This window comes from Paenimyroides tangerinum (assembly GCF_003865405.1).
GTDB classification, from domain to species: Bacteria; Bacteroidota; Bacteroidia; order Flavobacteriales; family Flavobacteriaceae; genus Flavobacterium; species Flavobacterium tangerinum.
The window spans coordinates 17,551-41,903 of sequence record NZ_RQVQ01000024.1 but is presented as its reverse complement, the minus strand read 5'-3'; the positions used below and the strand labels follow the sequence as shown (position 1 = coordinate 41,903).

Sequence of the window (24,353 nt, the reverse complement as noted above, 5' to 3'; positions counted from 1 at the left end):
TTCATGAGTCAAATTTAAGATTTTAGTCTTAACTTCAACTGAACGCTAAGTTAGTATATCCACCCCATGAATGTGTTCCTTTTCAAACGGAATGATTATAAGTCTATCTGTTTCGAATTTCATTAGATGAAAATTATAATGATATTAAAACAAAGCACTAACCAAATCTTCAATTTTTGAAATTAAGACAACTTCAATTTGTTTGGATTGATACGTGATTTTATTGTATTTGGAAATAAATATTTTAGAAAAGCCTAATTTCTCAGCTTCTTGAATACGTTGGTCCACACGATTTACAGGACGAATTTCACCTGAAAGTCCGACTTCACCTGCAAAACAGAAATCTTTAGAAACGGCATCATCTTCGTTTGATGAAAGAATCGAAACGACAACAGCCAAATCGATAGCCGGGTCGTCAACTGAAATCCCGCCCGTAATGTTTAAGAAAACATCTTTCATTCCCAAACGGAAACCAGCACGTTTTTCCAAAACCGCTAAAATCATATTTAAACGTTTTAGATTGTAACCCGTTGAACTACGTTGAGGCGTTCCGTAAACTGCAGTACTTACCAAAGCTTGAACTTCAATCATCAACGGACGCATTCCTTCTAATGTTGAAGCAATCGCGGTTCCTGAAAGTTCTTCTTGACGATGCGAAAGTAAAATCTCTGAAGGATTTGAAACTTCTCGTAAACCAGAACCTTGCATTTCGTAAATTCCCAATTCGGCCGTTGAACCAAAACGGTTTTTTAAAGCACGAAGAATTCGGTATACGTGATTTCGATCTCCTTCAAACTGAAGAACCGTATCCACCATGTGTTCCAAAATCTTTGGTCCAGCAATGTTTCCATCTTTGGTAATATGTCCGATTAAAATAACCGGAGTTGATGTTTCTTTTGCGAATTTAATCAACTCGGCTGTAGTTTCTTTAATCTGCGAAATCGTACCTGCTGAAGCCTCAATATAATCGGTATGTAAGGTTTGAATCGAATCGATAATCAAAACATCGGGTTGAATATCTTCTATTTGTTTAAAAATATTTTGCGTATTGGTTTCGGTAAGAATGTAACAAGTGGTGTTATTTGGATTTACACGTTCGGCACGCATTTTAATTTGTTTCTGACTTTCCTCACCCGAAACATATAAAACTTTGTAAGGTAGTTTTAAAGATAATTGTAACAAAAGCGTACTTTTTCCGATTCCAGGTTCACCACCAAGAAGCACCATTGAACCAGGAACCAATCCACCACCAAGAACTCGATTTAATTCGCCGTCTAACGTATTTAAACGAACTTCTTGCGAACTGTCAATTTCGTTAATCAATAATGGTTTTGAAACGCGTTTTACACCAACAGAAGATTTGGTTTGCCAAGCTACTTTTTCTTCTTTTTGAATGACCTCTTCAACAATTGTGTTCCATTGTTTACAAGCCGTACATTGCCCTAACCATTTTGAAAATTGCGTTCCACAAGAGGAACAAAAGAATGCAGTTTTTACTTTTGCCATTTTGACGCTATAAGAAATAGGCATTATGCAGTAAGTTAAACTTATTGCTAATGACTAAAGAATTATTAAAGCGTGAAGTTACGAAATTATTTATTTTTCTTCATTTGTATAATTATAAACATTACAAAAACAATGATTAAACAAACTGCTCTATTTATCCATTTTGAATATTCTTCACTAACAAACATCGAGCAAATCATTCCAACAGAAGCAATAAACAACAATAAAAGTAAAAACGTTTTATAAGCTTTCATTGCGTTGCGAATTCTTACGATTTAACCGTTCATTAATTAAAAGACAACCGGAACTTAATATCATACAAAAAGCCCCAATTAAATTGTAACCATAGAAAAACAAGGCTCCACCTGAAAGTAACAAAATAGCATTTAATATTCTTAGAAACTTTACCATATTAATTTAATTTAAAAGAGGTTAGTAGATTCTAAATATACGAAATTATTTATTTTTATTAAAAAGCGGAAGCAACAAGAACGACAATCCGCCCATTAAAACAATTATTGCAGTTTGTGAGGTCCAAAGAATCCATCCAAAAGCAGTTCCTACAGTTGCGGAAATTCCATAAATTAAAAGAATTTCGGAAATCATCAACGGAAAAGCTCCAAAACCTCCGTTTGTAAAGGTAACAGCTAAACTTCCAACAACGAAAGCAACCATTACTACGCCAAGTGAAATATCTGAAGTTTCTTGTAAAGCTAAAGTTCCAAAGTAAAAGGTTATTACATACGAAATCCAAATAATTGCGGTGTGGAATAAAAATCCAATCCGATTCGGCATTCGGTAAATACTCAAAACACCTTCAACTAAACCTTTTATTTTAGTTCGAATGAAAATGAAAAACTTAAGTTTAGAATAGAATAAAAGGTAAATTCCAACTATTCCACAAATCACTAAAACGGTCAATAAAATCAATAAACTTTCGAAAGGAATTTTTTCTAATAAGAAATCTTTTAGTTGGTTGTACTGAAGGATAAATGCAATTGAAACAAAAATCAACAAACAAACCAAATCGATTAATCGTTCTGAAATGATGGTTCCAAATCCTTTATCAAAAGGAATTTTTTGGTATTTCTGTAGTACAACTGCTCGTGAAACTTCGCCAGAACGCGGAACGGTTAAATTCATTAAATAGCCAATGGAAATTGCCATCAAATTATTTAGAAAATTGGATTTATATCCTAAATAATTTAATCCGTATTTCCAGCGGTAAGCTCTTGAGAATAATCCAACTAAAGAAAATAAAGAAGATAAAAGTATATAATTGTAATTCGCGCCCTTGAAATAACTAGTCATTTCGGCTAATTGTTCGGGTGTGAATTTATTGTAAGCGTAATAAACCAAAAAAACTCCCAACAAAAGTGGGAGTAAGATATTTAATATTTTTTTTACCTTCGGATTCAAAAGTTAGGTTAATGAGTTATCTGTTTCATTAGGAAAAACGATTGAAGGTTTGAAAGATTTCGCTACCTCAAAATCCATAATTCCATAAGAAATGATAATTACGATATCGCCTTGATGAACCTTACGAGCAGCTGGTCCGTTTAAGCAAATTTCTCCGCTGTTACGAGTTCCAGGAATTGCATACGTTTCAAAACGTTCTCCATTGTTTACATTAACAATAGAAACTTTTTCACCCTCGATAATATTTGAAGCCTCCATTAAAGCGATATCAATGGTAATGCTTCCAATATAATTTAAATCAGCACCTGTAACTTTTACACGGTGGATTTTAGATTTTACTACTTCTACTTGCATAAGGCAAAGTTATAATTAATTTAATGAAATATTATCTATTAATCGAACATTATCAATTAGAGCAACAACGAAACCTCTATATTTAACATTGTTTAATTTTTCTTTAGCAGAATTTAAAGAATGTTCATCAGCGATTTCGAAATATTCTAATTCAAAATTAGGGTGTTTTTTGAATTCATTTTCAACAAATTCTATGACTTCTTCGATAGATTTAGTTTCGAATAATTCTTTTGCTTGAAGCATAATTTGATAAATCAATGTAGCTTCTTTTTTAGCTTCGGTAGAAAGTAATTCGTTACGAGAACTCATTGCTAATCCATCTTCTTGACGAAAGATAGGAACTCCAATAATTTCAACTGGTAAATTGAATTGAGAAGTCATATTTCGAACAATTTGTAATTGCTGAAAATCTTTTTCACCAAAATAAGCTTTGTCTGCTTCAGAAATTTCAAAAAGTTTTTTTACAATCGTACCAACTCCGTTAAAGTGACCTGGTCGATTTGCGCCTTCCATTTGATTTTCTAATCCGTCGTATTTAAAAACATCTGCAACAGCATTGTCTTCATAAATATCGTGAACAGAAGGTGCAAAAATGATGATTTTGTCAGATAAACTTTCAATCAATTTTACGTCTTTTTCTAAAGTTCTTGGATATTTTTCAAGGTCATTTGCGTTGTTAAATTGGGTAGGATTTACAAAAATGCTTACTACAACAACATCATTTTGGTCTAATGCAAGCTTCATTAATGATAAATGACCTTCGTGAATTGCACCCATTGTAGGAACCAATCCAATTGTTTTACCCTCTGTTTTTAAAGGGCTTAAGTATTCTTTTAGTGTAATTTGAGTAGTGTAAACTAACATCACATGTGTTTTATAAGAAATGCAAAATTAGTATTTTAGATAAATATATCGACAATTTTTTGTAATTTTGTATGTTTTTACACAGAATATAATTAAATACAAACGCAATGAAAGATAAGAGGATATTATACGTATCATCTGAAGTAGTGCCATATTTACCAGAAAACGAGGTTTCTCAAATGTCGTTTGACACTCCAAAAATGATTAATGATTTAGGCGGACAGATTCGAATTTTTATGCCTAGATATGGAAGTATTAATGAGAGAAGACATCAATTACACGAAGTAATTCGATTATCTGGAATGAACTTGGTAATTAACGACATGGATATGCCTCTAATTATCAAGGTAGCTTCTATTCCTAAAGAAAGAATCCAAGTATATTTCATTGATAATGATGAGTATTTTAAACGTAAACATACTTTTGTTGACGAAGAAAATGTAATGTATGAAGATAATGATGAACGTGCTATTTTCTTTACAAAAGGAGTTGTTGAAACGGTTAAAAAATTAAATTGGGTACCAGATGTTATTCATGTGCAAGGTTGGTTGGCTTCTTTGTTGCCGCTTTACATGAAAAAATATTATAAAAACGAAACTATTTTTGCTGATACAAAAATAGTTACATCTGTATTTACTAAGACTTTTGACCAGAAATTGTCTGAAAATATGCACGAAAAAGTTGCTTTTGATGGTTTTGATGCAATTGATATCGAAATTTTAAAAGAAGCTACTTTCGAAAACATCATGAAAAATGCGATTGATTTTTCAGACGGTGTTATCATTTCATCAGAAAACATAACATCAGATTTAACAAATTATATAGAAACTTCAGGGAAACCTTTCTTACCTTTCACTTCGAAAGAGAAAATGTCTGAAATATATACAGACTTTTATAGAAACCAACTTTTATAAGAAATTATAATTATGAAAAGAAAATCGTTAATTGGAGTTTTAATCGCTAGTATCGCTATATTTTCACAATCATGTGATAGCGATTTTAATGAAATTGGATCTGATATTTTTGGAGATGATGGTTTTGGTTTTGAATCTTATCAGGTTCAGAATATTAACGCTTCAATGGTGAATACAGGTGAAGTTAGTACAAAAAATTTAATTGTGAATAATTTAGGTGTTTACGAAGATGCTGTTTTCGGAAAAACAACGGCACATTTTGTTACACAATTAGAAATGACTAACGGAAATGAATTTACAAATGTGAGTAACAATCCTGTAATCGATTCTGTTTATGTATATATTCCATATAATAGTTCAATTGAAGATACTGATTCTGACGGAAACACATCTTACAAGTTAAATAATGTTTATGGTAACGGTACGTTTACTTTAAATCTTTTTGAGAACGGATATCTTTTAAGAAATTTTGATCCGAATAATAATTTAGATACTCAAGAATATTATTCTTCAGATAAATCTTTATTTGATAATAATAAAAAAGGAATTGCTGGTGGACGTTTAAATAATTCGACTTCAACTTCTCAGAATACGAATTTCAAAATAAGTGATCAAGAAATTCTTCTTTATAAATATGATAAAGAGGGACAAATCATTAATGATTCTAATAATAATCCAACAGTAAAAGAGCGTAAAAAACCAGGTATTTGGTTAGATTTGGATAATGATTATTTCCAAAACGCATTTTTTGCTAATGGTAAATACAAAACAATATTAAACAATAATGTTCTTAAAGAATATTTTAAAGGACTTTATTTCAATGTTGAAGCAAATGGAAGTCAAAATGCTTTGGCACAATTGAATATTTCTGGTGGAGAATTTGTTATTGTTTATAAAGCAGACAAAAGTAGTACTGACACAACACGTGAGCGTAAAACTTTAAAGTTGAAAATCGGATATTCACCTGAAGCAAAAGCTTATGCAACTACAGTTAATTTAATTGAAGATGTAAATTCACAAAATTATAAAGACGCTTTAGTTTCAAATGCTTCAAATCCATTGTGGATTAAAGGAAATAATGGTTCGATTGCTACAATTTCTCTTTTCGGAAACGATGCTGATGGGAATGGAGTTGCAGATGAATTGGATGTAATCAAAGAAAATGATTGGTTAATCAATCAAGCTGTTTTAACAGTTTATGTTGATAGAACATTACAAACTAATAATTCAGATTTGCAACCTAATCGTTTATTTGTTTATGATGCCAAAAACAATACAACAATAGTTGATTACAATACAGATGCAACAACGAATCCAGTGAAGAATTTATACAATGGAATTATAGATGTTTCATCTGAAAATAATACAATAAAATACCGTTTTAGAGTTACAAATCACATTAATAACTTAATCAAGAAAGATTCAACAAATGTTGTGCTTGGTTTAGCAGTTACAAATGACATTTCATTGAGTACATTTAATGTTTTGAAGAATCCTAAAACATCATTCAATACAAAAATTTCAAAAATACCAACAGGTTCAGTTACATCGCCTTTTGGAACTATTTTGCACGGACCCAACCACTCTGATGTAAACACTAGAATGAAATTAGATTTATTTTATACCAAAAAAACCAATTAAAACATGTGTGGAATTGTAGGATACATTGGAGCGAAAGAGGCGTATCCAATAATCATTAAAGGATTAAAAAGATTAGAATACCGTGGTTATGATAGTGCAGGGTTAGCATTATTTAACGGTGAAAAATTTATTTCAAGTAAAACAAAAGGTAAGGTTTCTGACTTAGAATTAAGAGCTGAAGCTGAAGGTACTTTAAAGGGTTCTATGGGAATTGGACATACACGTTGGGCAACTCACGGTGTTCCGAATGACGTAAATTCACATCCCCATTTTTCAAATTCTGGTGAATTGGTTATTATTCACAACGGAATCATCGAAAACTACGAACCATTAAAACAAGAGTTAATCAAAAGAGGTTATACTTTTAAGTCGGATACAGATACTGAAGTATTGGTTAATTTAATTGAAGATGTTCAAAAGACAAATAATTTAAAATTAGGAAAAGCTGTTCAGGTTGCGTTAAACCAAGTTATTGGTGCTTATGCAATTTGTGTAATGGATATTAAAAAGCCAAACGAAATTGTTGCGGCTCGTTTAGGAAGTCCATTAGCAATTGGAGTTGGTGATGGTGAATATTTCGTAGCTTCAGATGCTTCTCCTTTTATTGAATATACAAATAACGCCATCTATTTGGAAGATGAAGAAATGGCAATTATTCGTTTACATAAACCAATCAAAATTCGTAAAATTAAAGATGACGAATTGGTTAGTCCATATGTTCAAGAATTACAGTTAAATTTAGAGCAGATCGAAAAAGGTGGTTACGAGCATTTCATGTTAAAAGAAATTCACGAACAACCGGCTGTAATTAAAGATACATTCCGTGGTAGATTATTATCTGATAAAGGTTTAATCAAAATGGCTGGAATTGAAGATAATCTTCAAAAATTCACAAATGCAAAACGTATTATTGTTGTTGCTTGTGGAACTTCTTGGCATGCAGGTTTAGTTGGTGAATATATGATTGAAGAGTTTGCTCGTATTCCTGTTGAAGTTGAATACGCATCTGAATTCCGTTATAGAAACCCAATCATCAATGAAGACGATGTTGTTATTGCAATTTCGCAATCTGGAGAAACTGCAGACACTTTAGCAGCTATTAAATTAGCTAAAGAAAAAGGGGCATTCGTATTTGGTGTTTGTAATGTTGTTGGTTCTTCTATTTCTAGAGAAACTCATGCTGGTGCATATACACATGCTGGACCGGAAATCGGAGTTGCTTCAACAAAAGCATTTACAACACAAATTACTGTTTTAGCTTTGATCGCGTTAAGATTAGCTGAAGCTAAAGGGACTATGTCTAAATCTGAATATTTACGTAATTTATTAGAATTAGAATTGATTCCAGAAAAAGTTGAAGAAGCTTTAAAAGAGGATGCAAACATTATCAAAATTGCTGAGATCTATAAAGATTCAACAAACTGTTTATATTTAGGAAGAGGATTTAATTATCCAGTTGCATTAGAAGGTGCTTTAAAATTAAAAGAGATTTCTTACATCCACGCAGAAGGATATCCGGCTGCAGAAATGAAACACGGTCCAATCGCATTGATTGATGAACAAATGCCAGTTATTGTAATTGCTCCAAATCAAAATCATTACGATAAAGTAGTAAGTAATATTCAAGAGATTAAAGCTCGTAGTGGAAAAATCATTGCTGTGGTTTCTAAAGGTGATACGCAAGTAAAAGCATTAGCTGACCATATCATCGAAATGCCTGAATCTACAGAGGCCTTAACTTCAATTATTGCTACAATTCCTTTACAGTTATTGTCTTACCATATTGCGGTAATGAGAGAATGTAATGTGGATCAGCCAAGAAATTTAGCTAAATCTGTTACGGTTGAATAGATTGTAATAAATTATATATAAAAATAGGATTATCTTAAAAAGGTAATCCTATTTTTTATTTTTCAAATTCTATAATTCTTTGTATTCTTTTTTATGGTTATCTCTTTTTTACTTTTTATATCTGTTTTATCTTATGAAATCTTGTTTTGTTTTTAAATATATTTTTTTAACTTAATTTATTGTTATTATTTATTAAAATTGTTAATTTAATTTACTTAAATTTGTATTTTCTAATTATAATGCTAAAAGTTAATTATTGAATATTTTTTTAATTAAATATGGTTTATTTATGAAAAAATTTAATTTATTTAGAGTTGATAACCCTAGTTTTAGAAATTTCTTGGGTTTAAAAAAAATTGCAAGAAATGAATATGGAACCATGTGTTTTGTTGATGGAAAAATATATGATGGTATGTATTATGTGATTTTTGATGTTGATACTCACAAATATAGTTTTATGTGTCCAAAAGGAGTAGTTCTCTTTTCTTTGTAAAAATTTAAATTAGATTGTTAATAACTATGAGCTAGTTTTATTTAATAAAATTGAGGTGATTTTTTTAACCTGTTTTGTGGAGTTTTTAAATTAAATTTCAACTATGCGAAATATCATATTTTTTTTCTTTTTTAGTTTAACCGCAATTGCTCAAGAAAAAGATTACATTCAGTATCATAAGGATATCAATAAAGCGGAAGAATTATTTTTTTTGCAAAGTCAGACAGATAGTGCACTTTATTATTATGATAAGGTTTTTGGGGCTTATGATTATATTTTCGTTAAAGATTTAGTGAATGCAGCTCAAATCTCGATTTTCTCTGATAAACCCTATCAAAAATATATCGAACAGGCTTTTGAATACGGTTTGAAGTTAGAACATCTTAAAAACTATCCTTTGTTTGCAAAAGTTTTACCTCAGTTATCAAATGATAAAAAATTGAAAATCTTATATAATGAAAAGCGAAAAAATTATCTCTCTAAAATTAATTTTAATTATTTAGATCAAATTTATAAAATGGCTATTCAAGATCAAAAAACGAAAAGTCAAAACAATTATCAAATCAATATTTTAAAAACAACCGATAAACTAATATATCTTACTTTAGCAAAAGGATTCCCAGGGGAACGTTTGTTAGGTATTTCTGATAGCACTATTTTTAAAGAAATCAACAAACCTCATCTGGATCTTTATGAACAAAGAAAAGATGCTAAAAATCTTTTTTATATGAATTCAAATGAAAAAGGTTTAGCTCAAGAATGGTCGTTAGTAATGTTTGTGCATAATGATTGTTCATATAAGTTATATCATAAGATTCTATTAGATGAAGTTAAAAAAGGGAATATTTATCCACGAGATGTAGGATTGATTTATGATAATATGTTCCGAACTCAACGAAATGATTACCCCAGTTATTGTGGTGCGGTAAATTTTAAAGGGGTATATCGGTTGAATTTATTTACGGATTATTCAAATTTTAAAGACATCAATCAAACAAATAAAATGAGAGAAGAACTTTTTATTGTTTCAACTTATGTGGATGATAAGAAAAGAGATTATGAATTTGATCATGATTTTAAATTGTTTTCCGGATTTTGGTGGTGTAGGTAAAGGTTGGCTTTTTACTCTTGATAATTAGATTCTTAATATCGTTTTTTGTAAATCTTCTTTATTTTAATTGTAAGTATTACTCCAAAATATTAACGATTGTATATTCAAAAAAGTTTATTTAGTTTCATGTTTGATTAGAAAGTGTAATTTTTATTAACATATAATTAATAAAACGAACGCATTAATCAAAAAAACAGAAATTATACAATAAAAAACTTTCCTTTTCAGATAAAAAAAATTATCTTTGCACTCTGAAAAAAGAGGTTTTTTCATAAACGATAAATAGCTGTTAAATAAAAACATAAGCAATGTCTAAAGTTACAGGAAAAGTTGCACAAGTTATCGGGCCAGTTGTTGACGTAGTTTTTGATACTACGAATGCTGAACTTCCGAAAATTTACGATTCATTAGAAATCACTAAAGTAGATGGTTCTAAATTAGTATTAGAAGTACAATCTCACGTTGGAGAAGACACTGTTCGTACCATTTCTATGGACTCAACAGATGGATTAAACCGTGGTCACGAGGTTGTTGCATTAGGAACTCCAATACAAATGCCAATTGGTAAAGACGTATTCGGACGTTTATTTAATGTAATTGGAGACGCTATCGACGGATTAGGGAATCTTCCAAAAACAGGAGAAAATGGTTTGCCAATTCACAGACCAGCTCCAAAATTCGAAGATTTATCTACATCTTCAGAAATTTTATACACAGGTATCAAAGTAGTAGATTTAATTGCTCCTTATTCTAAAGGAGGTAAAATTGGATTATTCGGTGGTGCTGGTGTTGGAAAAACAGTATTGATTCAAGAATTGATGAATAACATCGCTAAAGGTCACGGTGGTTTATCTGTATTCGCAGGAGTTGGTGAAAGAACTCGTGAAGGAAACGATTTATTACGTGAGATGTTAGAGTCAGGAATTATCAAATATGGTGAAGATTTCATGCACTCTATGGAAAATGGAGGATGGGATTTAACTAAAGTTGACAAACCAGGTATGAGAGATTCAAAAGCTACTTTCGTATTCGGTCAGATGAATGAGCCACCAGGAGCTCGTGCACGTGTTGCTTTATCTGGATTAACTATCGCTGAATATTTCCGTGATGGTGCTGGTGACGGTCAAGGTAAAGATGTATTATTCTTCGTTGATAATATCTTCCGTTTTACTCAAGCTGGTTCTGAGGTATCTGCATTATTAGGCCGTATGCCTTCTGCAGTAGGTTACCAACCAACTTTAGCAACTGAGATGGGTGCAATGCAAGAGCGTATTACATCTACAAAAACTGGTTCTATTACTTCAGTTCAGGCGGTTTACGTTCCTGCGGATGATTTAACGGATCCTGCTCCTGCTACAACTTTTGCTCACTTAGATGCAACAACAGTATTGTCTCGTAAAATTGCTGAGTTAGGTATTTATCCAGCGGTAGATCCATTAGATTCTACTTCTCGTATCTTATCTAAAGAAGTTTTAGGTGCTGAACATTACGATTGTGCTCAAAGAGTAAAAATGATTTTACAAAAATACAAAGAGTTACAAGATATCATCGCGATTTTAGGTATGGAAGAGTTATCAGAAGCTGATAAATTATCTGTATCAAGAGCTCGTCGTGTACAACGTTTCTTATCTCAACCATTCCACGTTGCTGAGCAATTTACTGGTATTCCAGGTGTATTAGTTGATATTAAAGATACAATCAAAGGTTTCAATATGATTATGGATGGTGAATTAGATCACTTACCAGAAGCAGCCTTCAACTTAAAAGGTAGTATCGAAGATACTATTAAAGCTGGAGAAAAAATGTTAGCTGAAGTATAATCACTTTTAAACTTGCTTTTGCAAGATTAATAGTAAAATTTGTAAACTATGATTTTAGAAATAGTATCGCCAGAAGCAACATTATTTACAGGAGAAGTTACTTCGGTTTCTGTTCCTGGTATAGATGGTGAGTTTCAAATGTTGTCAAACCACGCGCCGATCGTTTCTTTATTAGCTAAAGGAAATATCAAAATCGTTGGAAACAACTTATCATTTGCTCCACAATTCGAAAGTAAATTCGAGAAAATAGATGCTAACACATACTATTTACCAATCGACTTTGGAACTCTAGAATTAAAAGATAATAAGATTAATATCTTAGCAAACTAATAAGAAGCAATTCTTAATATAAGCCCCGAATAGTATTTTCTATTCGGGGCTTTTTTAATCTCAATTATTTTAATATTTATGATTTTGTTTATCTTTAGAAAAACTTTTCTATTATGAAAAATATTATTTCTGTGTTATTGATTTCAGGTTTTTTTATTGCCTGTCAAAATAAGGAAGTTATTGAAGGAGTTGAAGTTTCATCGACTTCTAATTTAAAGTTGGAATTAGCTGAAGCTAAAAAAATAATTGAACTGCCTTTGCATTGTTTGGAAGTTGAATATCCGAATAAGTTAGGACAAGTTCTAGCTTCTGATGCAGAACTAAAATCTCCAAAACAATTGCGGCCCATTTTTTACGGATGTTTCGATTGGCATTCATCAGCACACGGCTATTGGTCGGTTGTAAAGCTTTGGAAACAATTCCCAGAATTGGATAAAAACGGACAAATCGATTCGTTGTTAACTCGAGTTTTTACTCCAGAAAATGTTGCTATAGAAAAAGCATTCTTCGATGAACCACATAACAAAACTTTTGAACGAACCTATGGTTGGGCTTGGTATTTTAAGCTTCAAGAAGAACTTTATACTTGGAAAGATAATCCAAAAGCACAACAATGGTACAAAAACTTACAACCTTTGGAAACGGTTTTTACAGAACGTTATTTAGAATATCTTCCAAAATTAAATTATCCAATTAGAACCGGAACACACGATAATACAGCTTTTGGAATGGCTTTGAGTTTAGAATATGCTGAAACGGTTGGAAATACAAAACTTAAAGAAGCCATTGAATCTAAAGCAAAAGCACTTTTTATGAATGATAAAAACTGTCCGATTGTTTTTGAGCCAAGTGGTCACGATTTTCTATCGCCTTGTTTGCAAGAAGCTTGGTTAATGAGTAAAGTTTTACCAACAGCCGAATATAAAACTTGGTTAAACGGATTCTTACCACAATTGTTCGATAAAAATTTTGATTTAGAAGTAGGAAAAGTTTCAGACAGAACTGATGGGCATTTGGTTCATTTAGATGGATTAAATTTCAGTAGAGCTACTTGTTTGTTTCAAATAGCAAAAAAACTACCTGAATTGAATCATTTAAAACCAATAGCAGAGAAACATTTTAATGTGGCTTTTCCGAATATTTCAAATGACGATTATATGGGAAGTCATTGGTTGGGAAGTTTTGCTTTACAAGCTTTGGATGCGCAATAGGTTTTAGTTTAATGTTCAATGTTTAAAAATTAAAATCATGAAACCAATCCTATTTTTCTTATTTCTGTCTGTATCGGCGTTAGCGCAACAAACCTTTTATCTCAAAGATAAAGCAACTGAAAATCCAATTGCTTATGCTTCTATTTATAATGATAAAGGAACTTTCAAAATCAATTCTGAAAGCGATGGAAGTTTTGTAATTCCTGAAGAATTCAAAAAAGAAACTTTTATAATTGAATCTATTGGTTATGAAACGATTGAAACAAATTTAGAAAACACTGTTATTTTTTTAGAAGATAAGGCAGAAACTTTAGAGGAAATAATTATCATTCCACGACTAGGAACTAAAGAAATTAAGATTGGGAATGTCAATAATGAAAATGTAATTTCTGGTTATATAGGGAAATATTCTGAACCATATTTAATTGCTAAGCAAATTAATCTTGATAAAAACACAGAAATTTGTTTTTTAAAAAAGTTGAGTATTCTAACAACAAGTTATAAAGATAATGTGAATTTTAAAATAAAAATATTTGACAGTAAAGATGGTAAGCCAAATCAATTAATTAATGATGAAGATATAATTGTAGAAACAGGAAAAGCAAATAAAATTGGCAAAGGTAGAAAGTCATATTCTATTTCATCAATTCAACTCGAGGAATACAATATAAAAGTTCCTTCAGAAGGATTTTTTATTGCTGTAGAATGGATTATAAATGATCATAATTTAAAAGAAAATGGATGCTTTCCGCTAATTTGGAGAGAAGAATCAAAAAACAATAATGGAATTTTTGAATTTAATTATAAAAGAAGTCAATGGGAAATATTAGATAATTCTATTAATAAAGATTTGTTATTTGAAGTAATACTTACCAATTAAAAAAATCCCAACTGATTATTTCAGTTGGGATTTTTATATAATTTTTTAAAACTATCCAATCGTTGCTCCATTGTAAACACCATCTGTATCTGGATTTACAAATACCAATTTTCCTTCTTTAGTTTCAGTAAGTAAAAGCATTCCTTCGCTGTTTACGCCACGTAAAGCTCTTGGTGCTAAGTTTACTAAAACAGTAACTTGTTTTCCAATAACTTCTTCTGGTGTAAAATGTTCAGCAATTCCTGAAACAATCGTACGAACGTCAATTCCTGTATCTACTTTTAACACCAATAACTTGTTTGCTTTTGGCATTTTTTCAGCTTCAATGATTGTTCCTACGCGTAAATCAATTTTAGCGAAATCTTCAAACTGAGCTGTTTCCTTTTGCGGTTCAGCTTGCTTTGCTTCTGCCGCGTTTGCTGCTTTCGTTGCTTCCAATTTATCTATTTGTTTTTGAATTTCTTCATCTTCAATTTTTGCGAATAATAATTCGGCTTGACCGATTTGGTGACCTGCTGGAATTAGATTCGAAGTTTCAGAAACTTTACTCCAAGCAATAGGCTCAGAAATATTCAACATGTTTTTAAGTTTAGCTGCAGAGAATGGTAAAAAAGGCTCTGCTAATGTAGATAAAGCTGCAGCAATTTGTAAAGCTACATACATTTGCGTTTTTACGCGTTCTTCATCAGTTTTAATTAACTTCCAAGGTTCTTCATCAGCTAAATATTTATTTCCTAAACGTGCTACATTCATCAGTTCGCTTAACGCTTCACGGAATCGGTAACGCTCAATAGAACTTGAAATAACCGCTGGATATGCTTTTAATTCCGCTAAGGTTTGTTTATCAACTTCTGTTAAAGCATTTGGTTCAGGAATTACTCCGTTATAATATTTGTTAGATAAAACTACCACACGGTTGATAAAGTTTCCGAAAATAGCAACCAACTCGTTGTTGTTTCTTGCTTGGAAATCTTTCCATGTAAAGTCGTTATCTTTAGTTTCAGGTGCGTTTGAAGTTAATGCGTAACGTAAAACATCTTGTTTTTCTGGGAAATCTACCAAATATTCATTCAACCAAACTGCCCAGTTTTTAGAAGTCGATAATTTATTTCCTTCTAAATTCAAGAATTCGTTTGCTGGAACATTATCTGGTAAAATATAACTTCCTTCTGCTTTCAACATCGCTGGGAAAATAATACAGTGGAAAACGATATTATCTTTTCCGATAAAGTGAACCAATTTGGTATCTTGATCTTTCCAATAAGGTTCCCAATCTTTACCTTCGCGAGCTGCCCATTCTTTAGTTGATGAGATGTAACCAATAGGCGCATCAAACCAAACATATAATTTTTTTCCTTCAGCTCCTTCAACCGGTACATCAATTCCCCAATCTAAATCGCGAGTTACCGCACGAGGTCTTAAACCATCATCTAACCAAGATTTAACTTGTCCGTAAACATTCGGTTTCCAATCGTTTTTATGACCTTCAACAATCCATTCACGTAAAAAAGTATCGTATTGATCTAAAGGTAAAAACCAATGCTTTGTAGCTTTTAAAACTGGAATTGAACCTGTAATCGTAGATTTAGGATTGATTAAATCTGTTGCGTTTAATGAAGTTCCACATTTTTCGCACTGATCTCCGTAAGCACCTTCGCTGTTACATTTAGGACAAGTTCCAGTAACAAAACGATCAGCTAAAAACTGATCTGCTTCTGCATCGTATAATTGCTCTGTAACTTCTTCAATAAATTTACCTTCGTCATACAATTTCTTGAAAAATTCAGAAGCTGTATCGTGGTGAATTTTAGCTGAAGTACGTGAATAGTTATCGAACGAAATTCCAAATTCAGCAAATGAATCGCTGATGATTTTGTTGTATTTATCAATAACTTGTTGTGGCGTAATTCCTTCTTTTTTTGCTTTCATAGAAATAGCAACACCGTGCTCGTCAGAACCACAAATGAAAGCTACATCTTTATTTTGTTGACGTAAAAAACGAGCATAAATATCTGCTGGAACGTAAACTCCTGCTAAATGCCCAATATGTATAGGTCCATTTGTGTACGGAAGTGCCGCAGTAATGGTATATCTTTTAGGATCTTGAATCATAATTCGGTTATTTTCAAACTACAAAAATAATGAAAATCGAGCAGAAAATTTGTTATTATCTGTATGAATTATGGTTTCGGATTCTTGATCCATCGTAAACCGAAAATCCATAGTAGCGTTATAATTGTAATTAGAAAAAGGAAACCCAAAAAATTCCCGAAAAGATATCCATGATCATAAGCGGATTCACTTTCTATAGCGTGTTTTATGAAACTAAGAATCGAGGACGGTATAAAAAGTACTGTAATTACAGTTGATAAACTGACTATAACTATAAACAAAATGCCCAAGATTTTTTTTCCCATAAACTTTTTTAATTAATTAGATTTCTAAATTTTTTTCTTTTGCAGATTTGATTTGATAACCGAATCTAACTTTTTTTGTTTCATTAGATTTGATATTCAAATTCCAAATCATTTTACCAGTTTCTGTATTGATGTTTGCCCCATCTTTCTCTGTAACTGTTATTTCGATGTCGTTGTTACTACTAATTGGAATTTGATCTTCAAGCATTATTTCTATTGGTACTTTTTTATTGTTTCGAACAGAAATCTCATAAACAAAATCTTGTACTTTTCTAGACGATAACATTTTAGTTCCTGATTTATCTGAAACTAATTTTCGTGAAATGGCAATATTAGCATCTTTTCCTAAGCTCAACTGTAATTCATTGTTTTTTGCATTTGGATTAATGAACGTTTTTCCAACAAATAAATCTTCAAATATTACATTAGCTTCGCCTGGAAGAATATTGTAATTTCCGTAATCATTAATTTTAGCAACTAAGTAGGCATTCAAATCTAATTTTGGAATAGCAATGTAACTATAAGTTGCTGGAATTTTTATTTCTTTTAATGTAACTGAATGTGTTTTTCCGTTTGATATGATAGTATAAGGAATGTCGATATCAAAAGATAAATTCAATTGCGATTCATTCATCTCAGTAAATTCATTCATATTTGATTCATTAATTCCTGCCAAAGTTGTCACAACAATAACTCCGTTTACTCCTCGATTACCATATATTGAAGTTGAGCCAGCATCCCTTAAAACGTCAATATTTATAATTTCTTCTGGATTAATTTTTTTGAAACTATCTCCATTCATCGGAACACCATCAACAACATACAAAGGTTCGACATCTTTAGGAATTGATCCCGCTCCGCGTAAAACAACAGGAGCGTTTGAAGCACCAGGTTGTCCGGCTCCAGTAGAAATTTCTACACCTGGAACCTGATTCTGTAAAGTTTGAACATAAGTTGCATTCGGTCTTCCTTCAACATCTTTTCCTGCGATACTTTTAGATTTACTTGTTGTTCTATATGCATCAATTATTACATCACCATATACATCTGTTCTATAATAATCTAAAAACCAACTATTTAATTCAGGAGCTTGTGTATTTGCATTTGCTAAACCGCTTGTTAACGAAAGTTTGATGTTTTTCCAATCCACACCAGTTCGTTGAATAACTTGTGCTTTATATAGCATTTGAATCGGGTCGTTGATTTTATCAATTCGTAAATCATAACTTGGTTTCCAATTTGCTGTGCTTGTTAAATAAATAATCTCTAATGGAATATTTCCTGCTTGACTACTTGTTATGTTAACTATTAACTTTCCATCGCTCTGATTTTCTACTGTAGTTTGATTAAATGACAATCTACTTTCAAGATTCGATATTTTTTTATTTAATTCATCTTCTTGCTTAATGAAAGCGTCTAGTGAATTATTTAATTCGGTTCTTTTGGTTTTGTAATAATCTACCAATTTCGATAATTCGATTACAGAAAAATTTTGCGAATTCGATATTTGTTGGTTCTTATCCAAAAGTTCAATTGCTTTTTGATCCGACGAACTCAAGTTTTCGATTTTTGCTAATTGTGATTTTAGTAAAGTTAAACTGTCTTGTACTGTTTTTAATAAAGGAGAATTTGCTTTATTGTCGTATTCTTCTAAATAGGCATTAGAAAACTGAACAGACATTACAGTTACGTTTTTTGGAACTTTAATTTGAACGGTATTTTCAATTAAATAATCCGCAACATTTGTGATTACAATTTCAGAATTTCCAGACGGAATTTGAACTGAAGCTTTGTGTTTTAACTCAGCTGCATTGGTATAAACTCTAGCGGATTCAATTTTAGCTTGAGTGAAAACTGGCTTTTGAGCGTAAAATGTTAAGGAAGCTAATAAGATGAAACTGAAGTATAGTTTTTTCATAAATAAAATTTAGTTGGATATCAATCAAATATAATCATTTTGAAATAATGAAGAAAACAAAAAATCCAGAAAGCATTAAACTCTCTGGATTTGTAATCAGTTTTAAAAAACTGTAATATTAATTTTATGCTTATTCGATAACAAAATTATCTAAATGTAAATCATAAAGTGTTCCACCACCAATTTTTAAAGCGAAATAGTTTTGACTAGCGTTATTTGATAAATTAGTCAAAGAACTAATATCTAAAGTAACTAAAACCCATTGGTTGTTTGTGTTAATTGTACCAGCATATTGATTGTTTACAACATCTCTATCAGAAGGTGTAATTAACTTATTTACAGTTAAATCTCCGACATTAAAAGGCTGGTGTTGTCCTGCTTGATTGTAAAGATTTAATGATAAAGATTTTCCTGCTGAAGTTCCTTTTACATAAAAAGAAATTTTTGTTGCATTAGCTGGTATTGTAGCTGTGTAAAGTGTTGTAAATACGTAAGGATTTCCTGTTAAAGTTAAACCAGTAGTATTGATATGTAATGAACGTCCTCCATTGAAACCAGTACCAGCAGCACCTTGAGTTGCATAAGCTTGTAAACCAAAACTATTTAAACTTGCTACAAAAGCAGGAAAATCTTCAAAAGTATTTCCAGCGAATAAAGCTACTGCATTTGCTCCAGGCTCAGAAGGAGCTGTTGGATCAGTTGGATCAGTTGGATCAACAGGATCTGGATTTGGATTAACTTCTCCGTCTCTTTGTTCTGTTAAATTAATGTCAGTTGTGAAACGAGAAACAAATTGATAATCGTTATTGAATTTAGTCAAGATACCTGTAATTGTACCTCTTTTATCAGAAACTGGTAATGAACCATATTCAGCAAAAGAACCTGTTCTGAAAATTAATTTTGTAGTTTCAGCAGCATTATTAGTGATGATGTGATTTGTTTCTCCACCTAAAACGTTTGCTGGATTGTAATAGTTTTGTCCGATTGCAGCAGCAGCAAATTGTACGTCTTTTAATTTGATTAACTTACCTAAGTTTGCATCATTTAATGCATCTTGTAAAGTCATTTCGTTTACTAAATCTACTTCTGGTAAAGTCTTACATGAACGCTCGATATTGTTTCTGTATGTAGTTAAAGGAAGTTGTCCAACATTTCCGTTGAATAATGCTCCAATAGCTAAAGTACTGTGACTCATCTGTACATACAAATCTTTTAATTTGATAAATACTTTTCTACCTGGTTGGTAATCTAAGTATAAATCTGTTTGGTTGATAGCTAAACTAAAACCAATTTGACCGTCTAATGAAGTTAAATAGATTTTCTTATAAAAATTCCCACCTTTATCACTCGAAACAACAACAGCTTCGATGATATCGTCTGATGTGTATTGAGTAGCTGTAGGGGTTGCAATGCTTTTAATATCTGCAACTGTTTTTGTTGCTGTAATGTTTGGATCAACACAGTCGATTGATGGTACTCCATAATCGTCGCTTGCACAACTTGAAAATAAAGCTGTCGATAATGCTAGGAATAATGCTGTTTTTAAAATATTTGATTTCATAATTTATGAATTGTTATTGTATTAAAAATTGATGTATAAGTTTAAGAAGTAAGTTCTTCCGTATCCGTAGAAATATTTTGGACCAAATGCTCTAACGCTTCCTGTCATATCTTCAACTACTTGTCCGTAGTTTGCATTACGACCTTGTTCAAAACCACCTGTTTTATATTCTACATCAAAAATGTTGTTTACACTTGCAAAGAATCCGATTGTGTTACCGTTTACTCTCCAAGATTTACCTCCTGAAATATTAACTAATGTGAAATCTTTTAATTTCTCTTGTTTTAAAACTTTCTTCAAGTTTGCCTCTGTAGCATCTGCATAAGGGAATCCGTCAGAATCATCTGGGTTAATTAAGAAGTTTTGAGTTCTTAATAATGGAGAAATATCTACATAACTTCCACCTATGTAGTTCACATTAGCACCAATCCACCAATATTTAGGATCTCTATATTCGATGCCTAAAGAGTAAGCTTGGTTTGGCATTCCTGCTTGTTTGTAATTTTTCATTGTAGCTTCACCAAAATCAACTGTTGATCTTGTGTTATCAATATTCAAAGTTACATTTTGATTGCTTGAATATGTATATTGACCGTAAGTTGCAGCAGCTGTTGCTTTGATTGTTGGAGTCAATTGATATTCTAATCCTAATTCAACACCCATGTTTCTTTTGTTAATTCCTGAAACAACTTCAGAAACGAAAGCGTTACCGTTTCCAGAAACTTTATCTTCTCCAGTACCTAAAGTACCTAAACCTTCAGCAAAATAAAATCCGATATCTGTTGCGTCAGCAATTTGTGAATAGAAACCAGTAATACGTCCTTTTAATTTTGGAGTTCTTACGATATAACTTGCATCAAAACTAGAAATAGCTTCGCTTTTTAAGTTGCTAACAACTGAATTATTCATACGAGCATTAGGGAACGTATTTCTTAAAGTTGGAGCTTTAGTTAAGTAAGCTGCATTAGCATTTAAGATATGTCTTCCTGTAATTCTGTAAGTAATACCTCCTTTTACACCGTAGTTTTCAAAGTTTACATTTTCTGATTTTCCTTTAGAATTATCAGCGTAATTTCCAGTTCTGTATTTTCCATCTCTTTGGTAAGAAGAATAAGAACCACCAACTCCTAAATAATAATCTAATTCGCTATAGTTGAATTTTGCTTGTGCAAAAGCTTCAACAACGTCAGCTCTTAAATCATAGTTATAACCGAATTTATCTCCAACTGTAACTAATCTATTTGGATTGTCTAAATCTGTTTGCTGTGCATCACCTTGTAAAAACACATCTCTGTCTGAATAATAATCACCACCTAATAAATCAACAACTTCTTGGTAGTTTTGAGATTTTAAATGTCTGTAGTTGATTCCTGCTTCTAAAATTATATTTTTACTTAACTGTGTATTAAAGTTAGAATTAACTGAAATTTGGTTATCATAAGTTACATCTTCATATAAGATTGTAGCAGATTGCCCATTATTTTCTCTATTTTGTCTATAAAGTTCATCCCAGTTGATTTGACCGCCAGCAAGGAATAAGTCTTTTGCTTCTTGCGCTCTTAATAAATTATCTGGAGAATTTCCTACGAAATTACCGTTGTTGAAACTAGTTAAATAAAAACTAGGTAAGTTTCTGTAATACGTTGGGTCTGGATTTCTTCCTTCATTGAAATCTAAACGGCTGTTAGCAATTTTCCCAAACTGGTATCCAACGTTTGTATTTAATTTAGATTTTTCAGAAATTTTCCAATCATGACTTAAGATAAAAAGCGGTTGTTCAACTTCTTTGTATCTAGAATTTCTTTTTTCACCATCTTGATATCCCCAATAAGAGTTGTATTCATACCCTTTTAAATCGATAACTTCTTGTGTATTTGGAGAGTTTTTTCCTCTTTTATTTTGAGCATAAATTGCAGAAAAGTTTAAGCTATGATTATCGTTGATTTTTTTCTCAACTGCAGCATAGATAGATTTTGCATCATAATCAGTTCCTTCGAAATAACCTTCTTTTGCTCCTCTATATGAAGCAGAAACTGCATAAGCCCAACCTTTTTTATTCATTCCAGAACCGTGAGTAAACATTGTTCTCCAGTTGTAGTTTGTATTGGTTCCAGAAACTGAAAAACGATTTCCAGCACGAACAGAAGAAGCTTTCATATTGATTGCTTGAGTTCCTAAAATTCCTCCAAAAGTATAATCTGATGGATTTGAACCAGTAGTAAATTCTTGGTTACGAGTTGCATCATTTAATCCACCCCAGTTTGAATATTGAGGACGACCATCATAGATTTTACTCATAGAAATACCATTGATAAAAGTATCTCCATATTCGTTATCTAAACCTCTAATTCTAAAACGAGCTTGACCCCAATTGAATGCAGCAACTTGTTGAAATGCATCTCTAGAAGCTTGTAATAATCCTGAAGTATTTTCAGAACCTGAATTATCATCTCCTAAATCATTTTCTGTTAAGGTTACTAAACTTAATTGTAATTCAGATGTGATATCTTCACCTAAAGTGATTGTACCTAAATCAATACTGTTTTCTACATCAATCTCAAATGGTAACGTTTTTGTAAGATAACCGGTAAAAGTTAAGACCAAACGTTGACTTCCATTTGATGGAATAGTAAATGTGAATTCTCCGTTTGCATTAGTCGTAACACTCTGATTTGTGTTTGCTAATGAAGCGGTTACATTCTGTAATGGCTTTTGTGTTGTTTCATCTACAACTTTACCATTGATTTCATACATGCTTTGCGCCCAGCTACTTAGGGTGAAAAGCATTAGAAAAATACCAAAGAATAGTTTTTTCATAAAATAAATTAATTAATAATCTGATTATTTAAGTTTTAAGTAAACTTAACACATTGCAAAGGTACATATTTTCATAATATTAATTAACTTTGTCCTCTTGATTCTAAAAAATTTATAATTATTTAATATTGGATATGAAATCAAAATGTCTATTTATAGCGTTTGCCTTTTTGATAAGCAGCGTAATTACAGCTCAAGACAAAAAATACAAAGTACACACTGTTGCATTTTACAATCTTGAAAATTTATTCGATACAATTCCTAATCCAGAAATTTACGATACGGAATTTACACCAAACGGACCTAGAGGTTGGGGAAAACAGAAATATGAAAAGAAATTAGAATACCTAAGTTCTGCTATTTCTCAAATCGGAACGGACGAAAATCCAAATATGCCAACTATTCTTGGTGTAAGTGAAATTGAAAACAGAGGTGTTTTAGAAGATTTGATCAAAACTCCAGCTTTAGCAAAAGGTAACTATGGAATTGTACATTTTGATTCTCCGGACAGACGTGGAATTGATGTAGGATTGCTTTATCAAAAAGATAAATTCAAGCCAACAAGTCAAGCAAGTATTCCTTTATATATATATGACAAATCTGACTCGAAATATAAAGATGCTAATAATGGAAAAGGAAAACGAGTTTACACACGTGATCAATTATTAGTAACTGGAATTTTAGAAGGTGAAGAAGTTAGTTTTATAGTAAATCACTGGCCATCTCGTTCTGGTGGTGAAAAGAAAAGTAGTCCAAATAGAGAAGCTGCAGCAGCTTTGAACAAAAAAATTATCGATTCGTTATATCAAATTAATCCAAATGCTAAAGTAATGACAATGGGTGACATGAATGACGGACCATATAATAAATCTATTAAAACAGTTTTGAACGCTAAAGGAACAAAAGAAGAAGTTAAGCCTCAAGGTATTTTTAACCCTATGTACAAAATGTCACAAGATGGTTTAGGTACGATTGCTTATCGCGATGCGTGGGATGTTTTTGATCAAATCATTGTTACAGAACCATTGATTCAAAAAGATTATTCTTCTTTAAGATTATGGAAAGCAAGAATCTTCAACAAACCTTTCTTGATTCAACAATCTGGACAATACAAAGGTTATCCACTTAGAAATCAAACCAGTGGTGAACCAGGTTATAGCGATCACTTTCCGGTTTATATCTATTTGATTAAAGAAATTTAAATATTCAAAAATCCACTTTTTTAAGGTGGATTTTTATTTTAACA

18 protein-coding genes are annotated in these 24,353 nt (G+C 31.5%); 10 read left to right on the top strand and 8 right to left on the bottom strand.

Features of this window, described 5'->3' with window-relative positions:
- Positions 1 to 144 precede the first annotated feature (144 nt).
- The 4 genes from radA to panC form a co-directional block, all read right to left on the bottom strand.
- Positions 145 to 1,506, bottom strand: coding sequence for a DNA repair protein RadA (gene radA / locus EG240_RS11190; protein ID WP_125019479.1), 1,362 nt, complete (start codon positions 1,504 to 1,506; stop codon positions 145 to 147).
- Positions 1,507 to 1,962: 456 nt separating this feature from the next.
- Entirely contained in the window at positions 1,963 to 2,925 is a 963-nt protein-coding gene (locus EG240_RS11185; RefSeq protein WP_125019478.1) for a lysylphosphatidylglycerol synthase transmembrane domain-containing protein, read from the bottom strand.
- Between the two features lie 3 nt (positions 2,926 to 2,928).
- Positions 2,929 to 3,279: an aspartate 1-decarboxylase gene (gene panD / locus EG240_RS11180; RefSeq protein ID WP_125019477.1), complete on the bottom strand. Its 351-nt coding sequence runs from the start codon at positions 3,277 to 3,279 to the stop codon at positions 2,929 to 2,931.
- Between the two features lie 15 nt (positions 3,280 to 3,294).
- Positions 3,295 to 4,143 (bottom strand): pantoate--beta-alanine ligase, encoded by an 849-nt coding sequence (panC, locus tag EG240_RS11175; protein WP_125019476.1) that lies wholly within the window; start codon positions 4,141 to 4,143, stop codon positions 3,295 to 3,297.
- A 107-nt stretch (positions 4,144 to 4,250) separates the two neighbouring features.
- Here panC and EG240_RS11170 point away from each other — a divergent pair, with 107 nt between their 5' ends.
- The 9 genes from EG240_RS11170 (at position 4,251) to EG240_RS11130 (ending at position 14,394) form a co-directional block, all read left to right on the top strand.
- Entirely contained in the window at positions 4,251 to 5,057 is an 807-nt protein-coding gene (locus EG240_RS11170) for a glycogen/starch synthase (protein WP_125019475.1), read from the top strand.
- Between the two features lie 12 nt (positions 5,058 to 5,069).
- The gene (locus EG240_RS11165; protein WP_125019474.1) at positions 5,070 to 6,698 is read left to right on the top strand and encodes a DUF4270 domain-containing protein; all 1,629 of its coding nucleotides are present in this window, start codon (positions 5,070 to 5,072) and stop codon (positions 6,696 to 6,698) included.
- 3 nt (positions 6,699 to 6,701) lie between these two features.
- The gene (glmS, locus tag EG240_RS11160) at positions 6,702 to 8,549 is read left to right on the top strand and encodes a glutamine--fructose-6-phosphate transaminase (isomerizing) (RefSeq protein WP_125019473.1); all 1,848 of its coding nucleotides are present in this window, start codon (positions 6,702 to 6,704) and stop codon (positions 8,547 to 8,549) included.
- A gap of 289 nt (positions 8,550 to 8,838) precedes the next feature.
- Positions 8,839 to 9,042, top strand: coding sequence for a hypothetical protein (locus EG240_RS11155; protein WP_125019472.1), 204 nt, complete (start codon positions 8,839 to 8,841; stop codon positions 9,040 to 9,042).
- Between the two features lie 103 nt (positions 9,043 to 9,145).
- On the top strand, positions 9,146 to 10,153 hold the full coding sequence (locus tag EG240_RS11150; RefSeq protein ID WP_125019471.1) for a hypothetical protein: 1,008 nt from the start codon (positions 9,146 to 9,148) through the stop codon (positions 10,151 to 10,153).
- A 308-nt stretch (positions 10,154 to 10,461) separates the two neighbouring features.
- Positions 10,462 to 11,973 (top strand): F0F1 ATP synthase subunit beta, encoded by a 1,512-nt coding sequence (gene atpD, locus EG240_RS11145; protein ID WP_125019470.1) that lies wholly within the window; start codon positions 10,462 to 10,464, stop codon positions 11,971 to 11,973.
- Positions 11,974 to 12,021: 48 nt separating this feature from the next.
- The gene (locus EG240_RS11140; RefSeq protein ID WP_125019469.1) at positions 12,022 to 12,303 is read left to right on the top strand and encodes a F0F1 ATP synthase subunit epsilon; all 282 of its coding nucleotides are present in this window, start codon (positions 12,022 to 12,024) and stop codon (positions 12,301 to 12,303) included.
- A 113-nt stretch (positions 12,304 to 12,416) separates the two neighbouring features.
- Positions 12,417 to 13,514, top strand: a complete 1,098-nt coding sequence (locus tag EG240_RS11135) for a DUF2891 domain-containing protein (RefSeq protein WP_125019468.1) — start codon at positions 12,417 to 12,419, stop codon at positions 13,512 to 13,514.
- 37 nt (positions 13,515 to 13,551) lie between these two features.
- Complete coding sequence (locus EG240_RS11130) at positions 13,552 to 14,394, top strand: peptidase associated/transthyretin-like domain-containing protein (RefSeq protein ID WP_125019467.1); 843 nt, start codon at positions 13,552 to 13,554, stop codon at positions 14,392 to 14,394.
- A gap of 51 nt (positions 14,395 to 14,445) precedes the next feature.
- Here the strand turns inward: EG240_RS11130 and metG are convergent, their stop codons facing one another.
- From metG to EG240_RS11110, 4 genes are all read right to left on the bottom strand, one after another.
- Positions 14,446 to 16,506 (bottom strand): methionine--tRNA ligase, encoded by a 2,061-nt coding sequence (gene metG / locus EG240_RS11125; protein ID WP_125019466.1) that lies wholly within the window; start codon positions 16,504 to 16,506, stop codon positions 14,446 to 14,448.
- Positions 16,507 to 16,827: 321 nt separating this feature from the next.
- A complete protein-coding gene (locus tag EG240_RS11120) occupies positions 16,828 to 18,729 on the bottom strand; it encodes a mucoidy inhibitor MuiA family protein (RefSeq protein WP_125019465.1) in 1,902 nt (633 codons plus the stop codon).
- Between the two features lie 130 nt (positions 18,730 to 18,859).
- Complete coding sequence (locus tag EG240_RS11115) at positions 18,860 to 20,290, bottom strand: DUF5689 domain-containing protein (RefSeq protein WP_125019464.1); 1,431 nt, start codon at positions 20,288 to 20,290, stop codon at positions 18,860 to 18,862.
- 21 nt (positions 20,291 to 20,311) lie between these two features.
- Positions 20,312 to 23,107, bottom strand: a complete 2,796-nt coding sequence (locus tag EG240_RS11110; protein WP_125019463.1) for a TonB-dependent receptor — start codon at positions 23,105 to 23,107, stop codon at positions 20,312 to 20,314.
- A 134-nt stretch (positions 23,108 to 23,241) separates the two neighbouring features.
- Between EG240_RS11110 and EG240_RS11105 the strand changes: the two genes are divergently transcribed.
- Complete coding sequence (locus EG240_RS11105) at positions 23,242 to 24,309, top strand: endonuclease/exonuclease/phosphatase family protein (RefSeq protein WP_203229312.1); 1,068 nt, start codon at positions 23,242 to 23,244, stop codon at positions 24,307 to 24,309.
- The last annotated feature ends 44 nt before the right edge of the window (positions 24,310 to 24,353 follow it).